16 protein-coding genes and 2 riboswitches are annotated in these 16,786 nt (G+C 39.9%); of the genes, 5 read left to right on the top strand and 11 right to left on the bottom strand.

Going from position 1 to position 16,786, the window contains the following annotated elements; all coding sequences use genetic code 11:
* Nucleotides 1-105 precede the first annotated feature (105 nt).
* The 11 genes from rbsK to ACLIBG_RS05710 form a co-directional block, all read right to left on the bottom strand.
* Complete coding sequence (rbsK, locus tag ACLIBG_RS05760) at nucleotides 106-1,029, bottom strand: ribokinase (RefSeq protein ID WP_439311803.1); 924 nt, start codon at nucleotides 1,027-1,029, stop codon at nucleotides 106-108.
* A 13-nt stretch (nucleotides 1,030-1,042) separates the two neighbouring features.
* A complete protein-coding gene (locus ACLIBG_RS05755; RefSeq protein ID WP_439311802.1) occupies nucleotides 1,043-2,014 on the bottom strand; it encodes a substrate-binding domain-containing protein in 972 nt (323 codons plus the stop codon).
* A 21-nt stretch (nucleotides 2,015-2,035) separates the two neighbouring features.
* Entirely contained in the window at nucleotides 2,036-3,010 is a 975-nt protein-coding gene (locus ACLIBG_RS05750; protein ID WP_439311801.1) for an ABC transporter permease, read from the bottom strand.
* Nucleotides 3,000-4,496, bottom strand: coding sequence for a sugar ABC transporter ATP-binding protein (locus ACLIBG_RS05745; protein ID WP_439311800.1), 1,497 nt, complete (start codon nucleotides 4,494-4,496; stop codon nucleotides 3,000-3,002). Before ACLIBG_RS05745 ends, ACLIBG_RS05750 begins: the two co-directional genes overlap by 11 nt.
* Nucleotides 4,497-4,530: 34 nt before the next feature.
* Nucleotides 4,531-4,929, bottom strand: coding sequence for a D-ribose pyranase (gene rbsD / locus ACLIBG_RS05740; RefSeq protein ID WP_439311799.1), 399 nt, complete (start codon nucleotides 4,927-4,929; stop codon nucleotides 4,531-4,533).
* A gap of 173 nt (nucleotides 4,930-5,102) precedes the next feature.
* Nucleotides 5,103-6,131 (bottom strand): LacI family DNA-binding transcriptional regulator, encoded by a 1,029-nt coding sequence (locus ACLIBG_RS05735; protein WP_439311798.1) that lies wholly within the window; start codon nucleotides 6,129-6,131, stop codon nucleotides 5,103-5,105.
* Nucleotides 6,132-6,578: 447 nt separating this feature from the next.
* Nucleotides 6,579-8,162 carry a BCCT family transporter gene (locus ACLIBG_RS05730; RefSeq protein WP_439311797.1) on the bottom strand — a complete coding sequence of 528 codons (1,584 nt, stop codon included), beginning with the start codon at nucleotides 8,160-8,162 and terminating at the stop codon, nucleotides 6,579-6,581.
* A gap of 303 nt (nucleotides 8,163-8,465) precedes the next feature.
* On the bottom strand, nucleotides 8,466-9,650 hold the full coding sequence (locus ACLIBG_RS05725; RefSeq protein ID WP_439311796.1) for a GNAT family N-acetyltransferase: 1,185 nt from the start codon (nucleotides 9,648-9,650) through the stop codon (nucleotides 8,466-8,468).
* Nucleotides 9,651-9,852: 202 nt separating this feature from the next.
* Nucleotides 9,853-10,884, bottom strand: coding sequence for a hypothetical protein (locus tag ACLIBG_RS05720; protein WP_439311795.1), 1,032 nt, complete (start codon nucleotides 10,882-10,884; stop codon nucleotides 9,853-9,855).
* A gap of 13 nt (nucleotides 10,885-10,897) precedes the next feature.
* Nucleotides 10,898-11,767 carry a permease prefix domain 1-containing protein gene (locus ACLIBG_RS05715; RefSeq protein ID WP_439311794.1) on the bottom strand — a complete coding sequence of 290 codons (870 nt, stop codon included), beginning with the start codon at nucleotides 11,765-11,767 and terminating at the stop codon, nucleotides 10,898-10,900.
* Complete coding sequence (locus tag ACLIBG_RS05710; protein ID WP_439311793.1) at nucleotides 11,764-12,087, bottom strand: PadR family transcriptional regulator; 324 nt, start codon at nucleotides 12,085-12,087, stop codon at nucleotides 11,764-11,766. Before ACLIBG_RS05710 ends, ACLIBG_RS05715 begins: the two co-directional genes overlap by 4 nt.
* A 611-nt stretch (nucleotides 12,088-12,698) precedes the next feature.
* Nucleotides 12,699-12,807, top strand: a riboswitch (TPP riboswitch).
* Nucleotides 12,808-13,112: 305 nt separating this feature from the next.
* On the opposite strand from ACLIBG_RS05710, the gene thiW reads away from it, so the two are divergent.
* The 5 genes from thiW (at nucleotide 13,113) to thiE (ending at nucleotide 16,671) form a co-directional block, all read left to right on the top strand.
* A complete protein-coding gene (gene thiW / locus ACLIBG_RS05705) occupies nucleotides 13,113-13,616 on the top strand; it encodes an energy coupling factor transporter S component ThiW (protein ID WP_439311792.1) in 504 nt (167 codons plus the stop codon).
* Nucleotides 13,617-13,618: 2 nt separating this feature from the next.
* A riboswitch (TPP riboswitch) is annotated at nucleotides 13,619-13,720 on the top strand.
* Between the two features lie 77 nt (nucleotides 13,721-13,797).
* Nucleotides 13,798-14,478, top strand: coding sequence for a thiaminase II (tenA, locus tag ACLIBG_RS05700; protein ID WP_439311791.1), 681 nt, complete (start codon nucleotides 13,798-13,800; stop codon nucleotides 14,476-14,478).
* Complete coding sequence (thiD, locus tag ACLIBG_RS05695; protein ID WP_439311790.1) at nucleotides 14,478-15,284, top strand: bifunctional hydroxymethylpyrimidine kinase/phosphomethylpyrimidine kinase; 807 nt, start codon at nucleotides 14,478-14,480, stop codon at nucleotides 15,282-15,284. Before tenA ends, thiD begins: the two co-directional genes overlap by 1 nt.
* Complete coding sequence (thiM, locus tag ACLIBG_RS05690) at nucleotides 15,281-16,054, top strand: hydroxyethylthiazole kinase (protein ID WP_439311789.1); 774 nt, start codon at nucleotides 15,281-15,283, stop codon at nucleotides 16,052-16,054. Before thiD ends, thiM begins: the two co-directional genes overlap by 4 nt.
* Nucleotides 16,051-16,671 carry a thiamine phosphate synthase gene (gene thiE / locus ACLIBG_RS05685; protein ID WP_439311788.1) on the top strand — a complete coding sequence of 207 codons (621 nt, stop codon included), beginning with the start codon at nucleotides 16,051-16,053 and terminating at the stop codon, nucleotides 16,669-16,671. Before thiM ends, thiE begins: the two co-directional genes overlap by 4 nt.
* Nucleotides 16,672-16,786 lie beyond the last annotated feature (115 nt).

The raw sequence follows: 16,786 nt of genomic DNA, 5'->3' as shown, positions 1-16,786 counted from the left end.
TATGGGCAAATTTTTATACTTTATTTACGTTATTAAAGAAGCCCCTCTGTAGTATCCAAAGCAATGTATACTTTTATACTCCAAAGGGGCAACAGTGACTACGAATTATTCACGTGTCGATATAAATGTTTCCAATTCATTTTTATAAGGCATTGCCGGTGCTGTACCTACTTTTGTCACCGATAGTGCACCAACTGCGTTTGCACGGCCAACTGCTTCATCTAATGAAAAACCATCAGCAATAAATGTTGCAAAAGCTCCATTAAATGCATCGCCAGCACCCGTTGTGTCCACCGCTTTCACTTGATACGCTTGGACAAAGCGCCCATCATCAGACCCGTCGTAAACAAAGCACCCTTGCTTACCAAGCGTGATGATAACTTTGTTCACACCTTTTTCCACCAGAATTTTAGATGCCTTTCGTGCAGACGCCTCATCATTTACTTCAATCCCTGTTAAAAGGCTTGCTTCCGTTTCATTCGGAGTGACATATGTTACCTTTGATAATAGATCATTCGTCACTTCCTGGTATGGAGCCGGGTTTAATACGACCTGCTTCCCTAAGGAATGTGCGAGATTCACGGTTGCTTCCACTGCTTCCATGGATGTTTCCAATTGGAGCAGTACAATATCAGCTGTTTCAAAATCAGCTTTTGCTTTTTCAACATCCGCTTTTGTAATTTTTCCGCAAGCCCCAGGTGCAACGACGATCATATTTTCACTATGATCGTCAACCGCAATCAAGGCAGTTCCTGTTACTTCGTCGGGGTGACGTGTAATATACTTTGAGGATATACCTTCTTGTTCGAAATTCTTAATAGCTTCATCTCCGAAAATATCTTCCCCGACTTTTGTTACCATCGTTACCTCTGAACCTAATCTTGCTGCGGCTACGGCTTGATTTCCGCCTTTACCGCCAGGGCCCATACGGAACGGGCCGCCTAACACGGTTTCACCGGCAGTCGGTATATGGGGAGTGCGGCTCATTAAATCAACCACATAGCTCCCAACTACGATAATGTTTGCCACAACATTCACCTACTTATCTCGTTTTAACTTCGTCTACATTATCTTCCGTTACGAGTGTATTTTCCAATGTAATCATATCTTCCACTTCTTCACCTTCAAGTGTTTTAATTGCTGCGTTTACTGCTTCACGCCCAAGGAAAAAAGGTGGTTCCGCAATTGTAGCGTCCAAGCGGCCTTCACGAATTGCCTCCTGTGCTGGGTCAATTGCATCTGTACCGATAATTGTAATTTCATCTAAGCGTCCTGCTGATTCAATGGCAGAAAGAGCTCCCATGACCATTTCATCATTTGCTGCGTATACAGCATCAATTTCATCGTTTGCTTGTAAAATATCTTCCATTACAGATAATGCTTCACCACGGTCGAAATTAGCAGACTGACTGGCAATAATTTCAATACCATCGACGCCGTCCATATGATCATTGAACCCTTGACTACGGTCACGCCCTACGTTTGTACCAAGGATCCCTTGAATTTCAACTACTTTACCTTCTCCACCGAGTTGTTCTTCCAAGTAAGACGCAGCAATTCCACCGGATTTCAATGCGTCAAAACCAACGTGTGTTACTATTTCTCCATCTGTTGCTTGACGGTCAACGGTAACAACCGGAACATCTTGATCATTGGCAAGAAGCGCTGCTTGTCCTGCTGCATCACTGTCAACCGGATTTAGAATTAGTAAATCAATATTTTGCTGCAACAAATTTTCTACGTCAGACATTTGCTTTCCTGGATCACCTTGTGAGTCTGTTACAACAAGTTCAATCCCATTTTCTTCCGCTGTTGCTTCTGCCCCTTCTTTCAAATCAACAAAGAACGGGTTATTTAATGTGTTTACTGCTATACCAATTTTCATATCGCCGGACGATTCTTCACCTGAATCGCCGTTATCACCTGAGTTGTTCTCGGCGTTATCATTACCTCCACCACAAGCTGCTAATGCAATAAGTAAAACAAGACCAATCATACTAAGAAACTTTTTCATTCAATTCAACCTCCATTAATGTTATTTTTTAAGATTTGCTAACTTACTATCAATTAAAACTGCTGCCAATATAACTAAGCCTTTGGCAATATCCTGATAGAACGGTGATACGTTTGTTAAGTTCAGAATATTGTCAAGCACACCCATAATCAACGCACCAATTAATGTCCCTGTAACACCGCCCTTTCCACCTGAAAGTCGCGTACCACCAATGATTACTGCCGCAATTGCATCCAACTCCATCCCGGCACCGGCATTAGGCTGTGCGGACATGAGTCGGGAAGTATATATTAATGCGGAAATAGAAGCGAATAAACCTGCTAGTGAATAGACCGCAATTTTCACACGATCTACGGAAATACCGGCAAGACGTGATGCTTCTTCATTTCCACCAATTGCAAAGAGGTAACGCCCAAATGTTGTATGCTTCAACACCCAGTACATAAAAATGAATATGACCAACATTAAGACAATCGGAAACGGTATTCCAAAAACGTCTCCCGACCCTATGAAGCGAAAACTCGAATTACTGACAACGATTGGGTTCCCTTGTGTGAAAACCAACGTCATTCCACGTGCAATAACCATCACGGCCAACGTGGCAATGAATGCCGGCACTTTACCTTTCGCTATAATAAAGCCATTAAACGCACCTAATAGGATACCAACTGCTAAACATGCGATAATTGCAATCGGGAGAGAAGCACCAGCTGTTATCACACCTGCAAGCACGGCCCCCGAGAAGGCCATCACTGAGCCTACTGACAAGTCAATCCCGGCTGTTAAAATAACTAACGTCATCCCGACAGACATAATGGCGATGATCGAAACTTGTCTAAACACATTAAATAAGTTACTTGTCGTTAAAAAAGCGTCCGATAAGAAACTAGCTACGATAAGTAATAATGCAAATATTAATAAAACACGGTATTTATCAAGAAGTAGGACAATATGAATCCATTTCTTTTTTTGTTCTGCACCTTGATTAGTTTCCAACCGTTTCACCTCCTGTAGCATAATTGAAAATTTTCTCCTGTGTTGCTTCTTCTGCTGTTAACTCACCGGTAAGTTTGCCTTCATGCAAAACAATTGTTCGGTGCGCCATACCTAATAATTCGGGCATTTCAGATGATATTAAAACGATCGAAATACCCTCATCTGTTAGATCTTTAATTATTTTATAAATTTCCGTCTTAGCTCCTATATCAATCCCACGGGTAGGCTCGTTTAATACAAGCAATTTCGGATTCATTTGCAGCCATTTTCCAAGAACAACCTTTTGTTGATTCCCGCCGCTTAATGTACCGACTTCAACGGATGGATGGTGCACTTTTACTTGAAGTGCTTTCACCCATTTTTTTACAGCTTCATCCATTTTGGCTTTATTTAAAACACCTGCTTTGGCAATTCTTCTATAGAAAGGAAGAAGCAAATTTTCATAAACGGACAGATCTAAAATAAGTCCTTCCCCTTTACGATCATCTGTTACTAGTGAAATACCTGCATCAATAGCTTGTTTTGGCGTTGTTATCTTTTGACCAAAGAAGTTGACGGACCCACTTTGGATTTTCATTAGTCCGAACAAGGCTTTGGACAGTTCAGTCTTTCCTGAACCTAACAACCCTGCAACGCCCAATACTTCTCCTTTCCGAACCGTAAAGGAAATATCATGTAAGCTGTTTTTGACGGTTAGGTTTTTTACATTCATAATTACTTCATCACTTGGTTCGTTTCTTTCTGGGAACATGTCAGCAATATCACGTCCGACCATCATCGAAACCATCGTATCCTTCGATGCATCTTCAATGTTTTTAGATCCAATGTACTCCCCATCCCGCAAAACAACAATACGGTCCGCAACTTGAACAACTTCATCAAGTCGGTGGGTGATGAAGATTATCCCCAGACCACTTTTACGAAGTGTATCCATGAGGTTTAACAACGTTTGTGTTTCTTTATCATTCAGCGTTGCAGTCGGCTCGTCCATGATCAAAACTTCCGAATCGAAGGAAAGTGCTTTAGCAATTTCAATCAACTGCTGTTCAGCAACTGAACATTCCGAGATTGGTGTATCCGGTGATAAATGCGTAATCCCAACTTTTTCAAGCACTTTTTTCGTTTCTTCTCGCATCATTTTCCAATCGATAACACCACTGATCTTTTTCTTCTCTCTCCCTAGAAAAATGTTCTCTGCAATCGATAAGTCGGTAATCAAATTAAATTCTTGGTGTATAATACTAATTTTCAGCTCTTGGGAATGCTTCGGATTAAGGATCGTTACTTTTTCACCGTTTAAATAAATGTCACCCGCCGTCGGACTATATACCCCGGCAATAATTTTCATCAGCGTTGATTTTCCTGCTCCATTCTCCCCAAGTAAAGCAACAATTTCGCCTTTATCTATGGACAGATTTATTCCTTTAAGTACTTTTATTCCCGAGAATGACTTTTGTATATTATCTAATGCCAACAGGCTTGTCATTACGCATTCCTCCTTTCCATCCATTCAGCGCTCCTTAGTAGACGACGCCACCGACTAAAATGACATTTGCATAAGGAGTAAATTCACCAGATCGAATAAATCCTCTCGTGGATTTTGTTCGTGCTTTAAAGTCTGTATGCGGCATATATTCCACTTCAACGTTTTCGAACCGTTTTAGTATTTCTTGTTGCATTTTCGGACTGGCTGTTTTAATTTCTTCTGCCAAAATGATTTTTTCTACGGAAAGCTCATCAATCACTGTATCAAGTAATTCTAGAAAAGGAACCATCCCTTCTTTTAACGCGAAATCTATTCGTGTGTTCACTTCTTCTGGCAATGGCAGTCCGGCATCCGTTACGACAACCTCATCTGTATGTCCAGTTTCTGCTATTAGTTTGTTTAACCCTGGGTGCATTATACCTCTCTTTTTCATCGTTGTTCCTCCTTTTGATGTAAACGTTTAGATAATATTTAAATGATTTATTCCTTCTATATATTCATTCTTAATATGGCTAAAAACATCTAATTGAATCGGATTTTATGTTCGTTTTCAGACTAACTTTTAAAGCATAAGGTTCCTTAAGACCCTATATGCTTTTTTATTCTCTAGCGAATACGCCTGCATGATTCTCTTATGTTCAGATGGGGGGTTAAAATAAATTGCCTTTTTTGCATGGATGATTCATTTCCCGCCTTCATCCGGTCGTAAAGCAATTGAAACGAAACTTCGCCCAAATGCCTCATCGGTCGTGAAACGGTCGTAATTTGTGGACTCGTAAATGTTGCAATTTCTATATCATCAAAACCGATAAAAGCAACTTCTTCTCCCAACATCCAATTTAATTCTTTCATCGCTTTAAGGGAGCCTATGCTCATTAAGTTGTTGCTGGAGAAAATGGCTGTTGGAGGGTTTTTCAATTGAGCGAACCTTTTCGTCAATTCAAATCCGCTATATTCTTTAAAGTCCCCATCGCCAATCCACTCTTCTTTCGTTTCCAACCCGTGTTCTTCCAACGCTTGCATATACCCTTTATATCTTTCAAGACCAGGTGTAGTATCTTGTGGCCCTCGTATAATCGCAATCTTTTCATGGCCCTCTGTAATTAAATGCTGGACTGCTTCATAAGCACCTTCCCGGTTTCCAATAATCACAGTATCAACGTCAAATTTTTTTATGACCCGATCTACTGCGACTATAGGGATATTCGCGTCAATCAAAGGTTTGAGTTGTTCTCCGCTTTCATCGGCAGTTGTAACAATAACCCCATCTACGCCTCTTTCCAGTATGTGTTGAACAATTTTACGTTCAACTATTCTTGAATCATTTGAATTACTAAGTGTAGTAAAGTAATCCTTTGCAATCGCTTTCCTCTCAATCCCAGCAACTACTTCGGAAAAGAAAGGGTTACAAATATCTGGTATAATTACGGCAATTGTTTTTGTTTCTTTACGCACCATGCTGCGTGCGACTGCACTGCGGACATAGTTAAGCTCTTTGATAGCCTGTACAATCTTCTTCTCCGTCTCCTTGCGTACGCCTCCTTGCGTGTTAATTACTCTAGAGACGGTCGCTACAGATACGCCGGCACGTTTTGCAACATCTTCTATAGTTGGTTTAACTCGATTTGTTTTCATAGTCAGTCACCTTTTAAATGTAAACGTTTAGAAAAATAATTAAAAGGATGACATGAAAGCGTATCCCTTTAAAATTAATATAGCACTATTAAATTAAATATGCAACGTTTTTTTTAGGATAAAAGATCTATTTTAGATGGTAAAATCAATCTGATCTCTCATTAAATACAAGTATTTTCATACTTATCTTTAATACTATAAATGATTCGAGGATTTATTGATATGCTTTAATTTTCAGGTTAAAAAATTGTAACCGTTTAGATTCCTAACAATAAAAAAGATTGCACAAAAAACATAGCACTTTAAAAACTAATATTGTACTATTCATTTTGTTGTGCAACCCTTTTTAGTCAATAAATTGTATTCCAAATTCATACTAACCTTATAGAATGCTTAGTTATATCTATCAATTCTAATTCAGACAGCGGTATCGTAAATCTTGTGCTTTCAGGACTTTTTGCTTTGTTCATGACCTGCAGTTTGTGCACCTCGCACATTATGGATCCATGCTTTATCTTCATCCATCATTTTTTTGGCTGCATAGATGGTTAAAAATTGAATAACAATAATTGGCAGTCCCATTATTCCGGAAAGCACTTCTAACGGTTCAAGCCCTCCAATTCGCAAGAGCAGGAGTGCAAGCACTGTAATTACACCAGCTACAATAATTCGAAGCAGTCGAGACGGCTCTCGTTTACTCATATTCTCTGTACCTGTATATGACGCGATTGTATAGGTGGTGGAATCTAACGTTGTCGTCAAGAAAATCATCGCAATGATGACGAAAACAATAATAACCACAGTCTGTAGTGGTAACGACTGAAGGATTGTAGGAATGGCGGACATTTTATCGCCGTCCACGATTTCGTTCATATTTAATTGACCAGTTAAATATCGATGAACTCCCAATCCTCCCAAAACACCTGTTGCCACCCATGAAATAAGAGTCGGGGCAAGTAAATAGGTCAGGATCATTTCTTTTATTGTCCGCCCTTTGGAAACTTTTGCTGCAAATACGCTGTGCAACATCGCCCATGTTGCACTGTAAGCAAACCAAAAAACTAGATGACGTTCAATATGAGTACTACCCTTCAGATCTAGCGAGTTAGTATAAAATGCTAAATCTGTATAATGAGACAGCAAAAATCCAACTGTATTCGTAAAGTAGTCCAAAATAAAGATACCCGGACCGAGAATCATAATGAAGATAGCGAACGCAGCTGCCAAATACATATTGAGCGTGCTCAACCTTTTAATTCCTTTTTCTATACCTAGATAAGCACTGATGGAGAATAATGCCACCCAAATAAGAGTCACAATGAGTGTGAGTCCAAAGGAAACATCAACACCTATCAGTTCTGCAATATTATACGTTACAATTGGTGCACCAAGGCCTAATGTAACACCAGCTCCTGCTAAAATACTGACGAGAAAAGTAACATCTAAAACTTTACCACCAAGGCCGTCTGTAAAGCGGTCTCCAAAAATGATTCTACATGCTTCGGATATCCGCATGAGCGGCTTTTTGCGCACATGAATAATATAGCCGATTGCAGGGGCAGCCATGACAAAGATCGCAAACACTTGTAGGCTCCACATAAACATACTATAAGAATTTCCCCACATAAGTGCCTGTACCGAATAAGGTTCAACTCCATTTGGCGGCGACTCTGCAACAGATGCCCATTGGAGCATACCTGTTCGCATCACAGTGGATCCAAGCCCCATCGATATTAAAATTGATGCGTATTCAAACAAATTAAAACGCGGCTTGTCACTCGGATCGCCCAAAACAACATTTCCATATTTGGAAAATGAAAAATAGAGGCCAAATCCGACCAAAATGATCGTATACCAAATATAGCCCCATTTAAAATGTTCCACAATCCAATTAAAAATGCCGTTTAAAAATTGCAGAGATTGTCCTTCCTTAACCGTAAACGGAATACTGATTGCAATGATGATTAATATAGCTGGTATAAAAATACGATAATCAATTAGTTTATTTGATTGTTTCCCTGGATGACCCATATTTCTAAAACTCCTCTGTCCATTTTTCGATACTTACCTTTTCTTTTAACTTTATTACAAAGAATTAAACCTAAAAATACGCACATTAAAAAACTGAACCCATTTGGATTCAGTTTCATATTTTATAAGTTTTCTAAGCGATCGTTATAGTTTAAGTAAGAAGCATTGAGAACAGATTAACGATAACTAGTGGGCTAAATCTCCTTTTAGTAGATAACAAATCGTATGACACTCTTTACTTTAACCGTTAAGCGCATAGTGAAAACTTATTCCATTCATCGTAATATTGCACTTTATCGTTTTTTAAAAAAAGTCTGTAAAATATGTTTGTCTATCCGGAATGAGCTTTTCCAGAAGCTCGGCCTGCCCGAAATCGCCATCAAGCAATCCCGCTTCGAAAAATTCCGTCGGCCGCTTGTAGTTCATTAACATCGCCGACAAGACTTCAATGTTGCAATTGATCCCCGGCCCATCCGTTTGACCGCGAGCATAGTCCACTCTCGTTTCATTCTGTTCCCATTGTAGTTGATATGTTCCGCTATTCTCCGGTAAAAAACGGTCTTCAACATGAAGGTTTACAACGGTGTCCAGCTGTTGTTGAAGATTATTAAATTGATATTGTTTTAAAAAGGGTAATACATCTACAATTCGTACCATAAAGTACGGGGTTACCTCTTGTGTAAACGTAGGTTCATCAACAAGCAACGGTAGCTTATCATCTTCAGGTACGGTAATATTCACTTCAGCGGCCATCGAGTCATGATTTGCTATAAACTCATACATCAATTTCCACCCGTTCAAGCACGTGTATGCCATTTCTTTAACCGTAAAAACGTCATTCTTCACTTGAAAAATAATGTATCCTTGCGGGACCCCTTCCAAATTATATGCAACTGCCGTATGATCGGAATCGTTTTTAAGCACTCGTTGTTCCCACCACTTTTCATCACGTACAACCATGCCGTTAAATTCCTTTGCATATGTTGAGTAAATCGAATGCAATACATCTATATTTGATTTCGAGTCCATACTTCGAATATATCCGGATCCTTCCCATTTTCTTTTTAAGCTTGCAATTGGGATTGTATATTGTTTTTGGGCAAACGCTATTTCCCAGCCGTACCTACGATAAAATGCAACGGAAAAAGGATGTAAATAGGAAACGACTTGTCCATTTTCCTTCATATGTTGCAGTGCTTTACTCAAAAGATGCTTCGCTATCCCCTGCCTGCGGTATTCAGGCCAAGTTGCTACGGAAGCAACACCACCCATTGCATACTCAACGCCATTTATGTAAGCAGTAAGTGGAATCAGATGTAGTTTTCCCGCAAGCTTACCATCGACGATCCAGCCCCAAATAGTATGTCTGTCCGTTTCCGCTTGCTTTTTTTCCAATGCTTCTTCGGATAATTCATATTGGAAAGCAAATTGTTGTAGCGCAAAAATTTCCTCGTAATCAGATCGATCTAATTGTTTAATTTCTCCCAATGGTAAAAGCCTCCTAAAGAATCATGATGTTTCGTCTGTATTTTACATGATTTCAGAAAAAAGCACATCTAAAATTGCTGTTTACAATTTGATGTGAACTTTACATACTCTCCAAATCCGCCTGTGACCACTTTATTTACAAAACATCCTGAATCTGAATCATTGTTTATTCATCATTGAAATTGCCATCTATTTAAAGCTATTAATAATCAAGTTCTATTTCTTTAATATTCTCGCCGTTTCTATCCATCCGGTACAACCGATAGTCAGACTCGCTTTTAGCGAACTGTTTATCAACGATGAAATAAACGACCTCCCCTTTTGGGCTGATAACTGGACGACTCGTATACTCACCTAAATTCGTCAACTGTTTCTCTTCTTCTGTTTCCCAATTGTAATTATATAATTCGTATTCGTAAGTACCTCCTTCTTGTGCATTACTGATTGATTGAAAAATCATTTCCGGTTTGTTTGGCACAATAGCAAAATCAAAAATGTCTACTTTTCTATTTTTATTACTTTGAGTCACCATGTTTTCTGGTTGATCAAGCGGGATCTTATAAATGCGCTGCTTTGCTGCAAAAATATCCTCCGCTGATTTTGTGTTCGTGTCGTCTTGCAATTGGACGTAAACGGCATTTTCGAAACTTGAAACAGTTAAAGAATTCATGGAGTAGCTGTCTTTCGTAGTATACCTTGTACGTTTTTCTTTGTTCAGATCATAACTGAAAACATCGACACTGTGGGGATTTGCGCGAGCAATTGGTGAGTAATTTTCAAATGTTGCAGCCCGCAAATAAAACAAGCTATCTTTGTTCTTCGGATCAAAGGTGATTTCCGTCAGTAATGAAGGATCATTAAACAATTCTTCTGTCTCAAATGTGTCCATATCTAATAAATAAACAACACTTTGCAATTTTTGTTCCTCTTCTATGATCTTGTCACTTACAACATAAGCGAGTGTACTGCCATCCGGAGAAAAAGTAAGATCTCCAATCATTTTTTTATTATCCAGTTCGACAACCGGGTTTTCCTTTCCATGTATATAAATTCCTGGCTTCCCTTCGTCAAAAACTACATAGGCAATCGTATTATCCGATGAAACATCATATATTTCAGTAAGTCCTTGCTGCTTCTCATATTCGGATTTATTAAAAACAAGGCCTACGACAGCTAATATAACAGTTATAAATCCTACCGAAGATAAAATGAAAATGAGTCCTTTTTTATTCATATATACAGGCTCCTTAAAACGAAAATCGCGGAATATAAAAGATAATAACAATACTAACGACAAGTAATAATGGTAGTGCTGCTACAATATAGGCACTTTTCACTTTATTTCTTTTCCCTAATTGGATCTGAACAATGTACGCTGCAATCCAACAAACAAGTGGAATAAAAATAAACATATACCCGATCAACCAACCTTCGGAAAAGGCTAAAAATGCCCATAAAAAAAATAACGTAATCCCAGTTAAAGCTATCCCTATTGTTATATTATAAACATGCAAATATTTGACTTGTTTTTTATCATTTTGTTGATACGAAAAATCAACAATCGTCGTCCGGTATACGAGTACAATACCGAGCAGAACTATAAATAAAGCTACAAAAGAAAATATTACGGAAATAAATTGATTAGACTGTACCCCTGAAAAACCAAGAAGATAGACGAACACATGAATGATAAGCGTGCTGTTCAACCACCTTTTACGATCCATTGCAGGGAATGCCTGATAAGCGAATAAAAAAAGTATGGAGCTCGATGCCATCGAAATGACCAGCCAGACAATGAGCGCGTCACCTTCCACAAACAGCTGAGTGACATAGAAAAGCACGGAATAGCATACCGACGAGATTGCAAGCACAAGCAATAATAATTTCCGATAAGGGAACATCGCTTCTTGAATTTCTGTGCCGATCTTTTTTGACGCGCCAAATTGGTCAATTGCTAACTGCTCTGCCTCTTTTCTGTTGTACCCTTCCTGCACCCAATGTTCAACGGAAAGCTCCAGGTGATCACGGATTTCCTCGTGTATTTCTGCTTTCTCCGTTTTGGTTCCATCGATTTGTGCGCTGATCGCTTGGACGAAAGCATCTAATTTCACACTCATACGAGACCCTCAGAGCTTTTGCGGACAATTGTATTCATCCATTCCCAGTTTTTTTGTTTATTAACGAGCTCTTGCTTTCCATCATCCGTTATATAATAATATTTTCGTCTGCCCTTATCGAGTTCTTTCCAATACGATTGAATCCATTGCTTCCGTTCCATTCGTTTTAATGAAGCGTATAAAGTCCCTTCACTCATTTCATACGTATCATCACTTATCTTTTTCAAAATTTTTGTCATTTCATAACCATACAAATCACGTTGTTCGATTAATGAGAGCAATAAAAGATCAATACTTCCCTTCATCATTTCCTTGTCCACGGGTACACCCCCAACGCATATTTCCTACTATTGTAATACGATGCACATCGCATTGCAATGTATTAACATAAAAAAATGAAGCCTATGCTGATATAAAGAAAAGCGCAAGCGCCCTGCCTAGAAACATAGCGACTGGACTGAAGCAACTAAGATAAAGGAATCACGATGAGCATTGCGAATCGATGATGACTTTCACCCAAGGGCATAAGGGCGACTAAGCCTCTGTCTAAGCCAATCGGCAAGTCTTCTTTATCGCAAGGCGCTGCAGGAAGTCGCCTAGTTTCTGGGCTAGCAGGCTTAGAACGCCACGTCCTGTGGCTCCGCCTGGGACTGCGCATAAATGCTCGCCCCACCGAAAAGATTTGCACTAGAACTTCCTGTACGTCGAAGCTAGACAGCTATGCACAAAATTATATACATTCTTATCTTTTAAAAAATGAATATAGATACGACAATTCCCTCCATGAGTTGTTATCTTAAAACGGTCATAGATACTATATTAATGGTGAAATTATCTCCTAAAAAAATCTACCAGACTCTTTTTCCTAAATTAAGCATGACAAAAGACAGCGTATTTGGTATGGTGAGTATACAAACAAAATTATTCCATAGAAATCTACTAGGGGTGCCCTATTAATGGGCTGAGAGAAAAGTGTGTCTTTTCGACTCTAAGGACCTGATCTGGTTAATACCAGCGGAGGGAAGTAGTAATTACGATGCAATACGACGATCGTTCCTTCCAAGCTGGGTCCTTATTTACGGATCCGGCTTTTTATGTTTTTGACCATTATTAATAATAGCTGCTGATGACTTGAAGCTCAGAAGTGATATCAATAGATTGCGTAAATGTAAAAAGATGTCTAGTTGTCACAAACTGATCTCAAGTGAGCCCTCTTCTATAACCAATCATCTTTTCCTTAACCTTGAAAGAGCACCTTGAGAGTACAGATCCAATTACTCGAATTTTTTCATTTTCAACGAACTGGAATTTGTTTGAAATTACCGAGAAGAGGTGAAATTACCGTTTGAATCGTACACGATTACTTACAACAATGGCTGTTTTTATCGCAATTGGCACTTTAGGTTCACAAATGCTCTGGTTTCCCGCGGGCGTTGCAAAAGCATATCCTGTTCAGCATGCGGTTAATGTAATTGCTGCTGTCATGCTGGGACCAGGTCCAGCTGTTCTGATTGCTTTTATGATCGGACTCCTCCGAAATATGCTCGGACTTGGGTCGTTATTAGCTTTTCCCGGTGGTATGATCGGTGCCTTTTTCGCAGGTTATTTGTATAAGAATATGGGCAGAAAAAGTTGGGCTGCTTTTGGCGAAATAGTTGGAACCGGGATTATTGGGGCCCTCTTTTCCGTACCGTTCGCAAAGCTGCTTATTGGAACTTCTTTCGGCGCTTTGTTCTTTTTACCGCCATTTCTCGTTAGTAGTATATCCGGATCGCTTATTGGCTTGTTTATTGTTGCCCGGATAAAGCAAACAGAAGGTTTACACCAGCAAATGTATGTAGCAAAATAAGACGAAACTGCTAGGGGTGCTAACGCTGAGATAAGGAGATGATCCTTTGTCCCTTTGAACCTGATCTGGTTAATACCAGCGAAGGAAAGTAGCTGAAGGAATAATACTTACACTCCCTCTTTCATTCTACTTTCCTCCCCCCCTTGCAGCTTCCATTAAACACTACAAGGAGGCTATTTTTATGACGTTTACCAAACAATTACGAGAAGAGAATAATGATGTATTTGAGGCAATTTTTAAACACCCATTTGTTCAGGGCATTGGGAAAGGAGATGTTCCAAAGGAAGCTCTCATTCATTATGTCAAAGCAGATTACGAATATTTGACTGCGTTTATGCATTTGTATGGGGTGGCCATTTCGAAAGCCTCGTCCCGTGAGGAAATTGCTTTTTTTAATAAACAAATAGATTTTGTATTAAATAGTGAAGCACATCCCCATAACAATTTTTGTGATGTAATTGGAATTGGCTATGATGAGTTGCAAAGGTACCCATTACCACCAACCGCCGATCATTATGTAAAACATATGATGTATCACGCTTATAATGGTAGTCTCGGAGAATTAGTTGCCGCTCTGCTTCCATGTCCGTGGACCTATTTCGCCATTGGAAAAGAGTTGATAAGGACATACAACCCCCAAGAGGATCACCCATTTTACGAGTGGATTTCTTTTTATGCAGATCCGGGTATTGTCGAACTGGAAATGCGCAAACAACTAGATGGAATTGCTGAGAAAGCAAACACAGATGAAATCGCTAGAATTAAAGATGCATTTCGGAAAAGCTGTCTTCTTGAGCTGAGTTTCTGGGAAATGGCTTATACGTGTGAAGTATGGCCATTGGAAAATAAGGTGGGTGTATAATGGGGCACGTTCCATGCGCACTGACCATTGCAGGCACCGATCCAACCGGAGGTGCTGGAATTCAAGCTGATTTAAAAACCTTTCAAGAATTAAAAAGCTATGGCATGTCCGTCATCACTTCTGTCGTAGCGCAAAATACAACTGGTGTTCAGGATGTCCATCATCTCCCGCTTTCCATGATCGAACAACAGCTGAACTCCGTTTGGAAAGATATACCGGTTCATGCTTTTAAAACCGGAATGATAGCAAATATTGATATGATGAAAATAGTAAAACGGAAAATAACTCAAGTAGCTGCACCATATGTTATGGATCCGGTCATGGTGACAACAAGCGGCGATCCGTTAATTGCCATGGATGCCCGTCTGTATTTGCGAGATCAGCTTTTACCTTTAACAACGATCGTCACACCAAACATTCCGGAAGCGGAAGCCATAACAGAACATTCGATTCAAACAGAGGATGAAATGCAGGCAGCAGCGATTACCATTGTAAAACACTTCGGGGCCGGGGCCGCACTCGTAAAAGGCGGTCATTTAGATGGAGATGCGGTCGATATTTTATTTGATGGGAAACAAATCAAACGTTATGTTGCCAATCGAATTGATACAAACAATACCCATGGGACTGGCTGTACCCTATCCGCTGCAATTACAGCATATTTGAGTCATGGATTCACATTGCATGAAGCTGTGCAGAAAGCGAAACGCTATGTCACTGCAGCTATCGAGCAATCTTTTGCCATTGGGCATGGTAGCGGCCCGACAAACCATTGGGCCACTCGAGGAATGGAGGTAAACCAATGAAAGAGCACGTTATTAAAAACGTCCGTAAAAACAACCCATTAATTCACCATTTAACAAATCAAGTTGTAATGAATTTTACTGCAAATGGGTTGCTTGCCTTTGGGGGTTCACCTGTCATGGCAAAAGCGAAAGAAGAAGCAGCTTCAATGGCCGCCATCGCTGATGGGGTGTTAATTAATATCGGAACATTAACAGCGGATGAACTGCAAAGTATGATTAAGGCAGGAAAATCCGCTAATCAAAAGGGTGTTCCTATTGTACTTGACCCTGTTGGCGCAGCGGCCACTCCATTTCGTACAGATGCGTTGAAAGAAATATTGTCTCATGTACGCCCTACCGTTATTAAAGGGAATGCTGGAGAAATGGCCCACCTCGTTAACATCCCATGGGAAACAAAAGGGGTCGACTCTGTTGGAACAGGGAATGTACAACAAATTGTGGAGCAAGTCGCAAAAACGTATGAAACAGTTGCCGTTGTAACTGGAGAGACAGACTTGATCCATACCGGAAAAAAATTACTGACGAATCAATCCGGTCATCCAATGCTGACAAAAATAACCGGAGCAGGTTGTTTGCTCGGCTCTATTCTATCCGCTTGTTTAACGACTGATGACAAGCTGGAAGACCAAGTAGTATCTGCCCTACATTTTTATGGTTTAGCTGCTGAATATGCTGCATCTCAGCAAGCAGTTAATGGAGCGGGAACTTTTTTACCAGTATTCCTTGATGCTTTATCAATGAACGTGAAAGCGTTGTTGGATAATCAATGAATACGCTAAAAAGACAACTACGAAAGTATTTTATTATGGGGAGTCAGAATTGTATAACTGATCCGGAGACTGTATTGAATGAAGCGATTCAAGGAGGAATAACTGCATTTCAATTCCGAGAAAAAGGAGCTGAAGCGTTGCATGGAAACGAGTGCCTTGAGCTTGGAAGAAAATTGCGCGATCAATGCCGCAATCACGATGTTTTATTTATTGTTAACGATGACCCTGATCTGGCCAACCTCCTTCAAGCTGACGGTATCCATGTTGGGCAAGACGATAGTCATGTCGCAAAGATCAGGAAGCGATTTCCCGATAAAATCATTGGTCTTTCCGTTGCGAATGTGAGTGAAGTACACAAAAGCCCTATTCATCTGGTTGATTATATTGGGGCAGGACCGGTCTTCGCAACGAAAACAAAGACAGATGCCAAAGATGCCGTTGGTACAAAGTGGATTCAAACTTTGCGAACCATGTTCCCGCTTCTGCCAATAGTTGGGATTGGAGGCATTACTGCGGAAAATGCAGCGTCCGTTATAACTGCTGGTGCAGATGGTGTCTGTACCATATCTGCAATTACAAAGGCACAAGATATACAGGCAGTTGTAGATGAATTATAAGTAAACCGCAAACAGTCCCTGTGTAGAAAGGGATTGTTTGCGGTTTTAGTTTTTTCACACTCTACAATAGCCAGGTTTCAGACCAAACGATAACGAAAAACTTTTTTGCTTATTC

Source organism: Virgibacillus sp. W0181 (assembly GCF_051846915.1).
GTDB lineage: Bacteria > Bacillota > Bacilli > Bacillales > Amphibacillaceae > JBPYCR01.
Note: the sequence above shows the minus strand (reverse complement) of the source record. Positions and strands in the feature narration are given on the sequence as shown.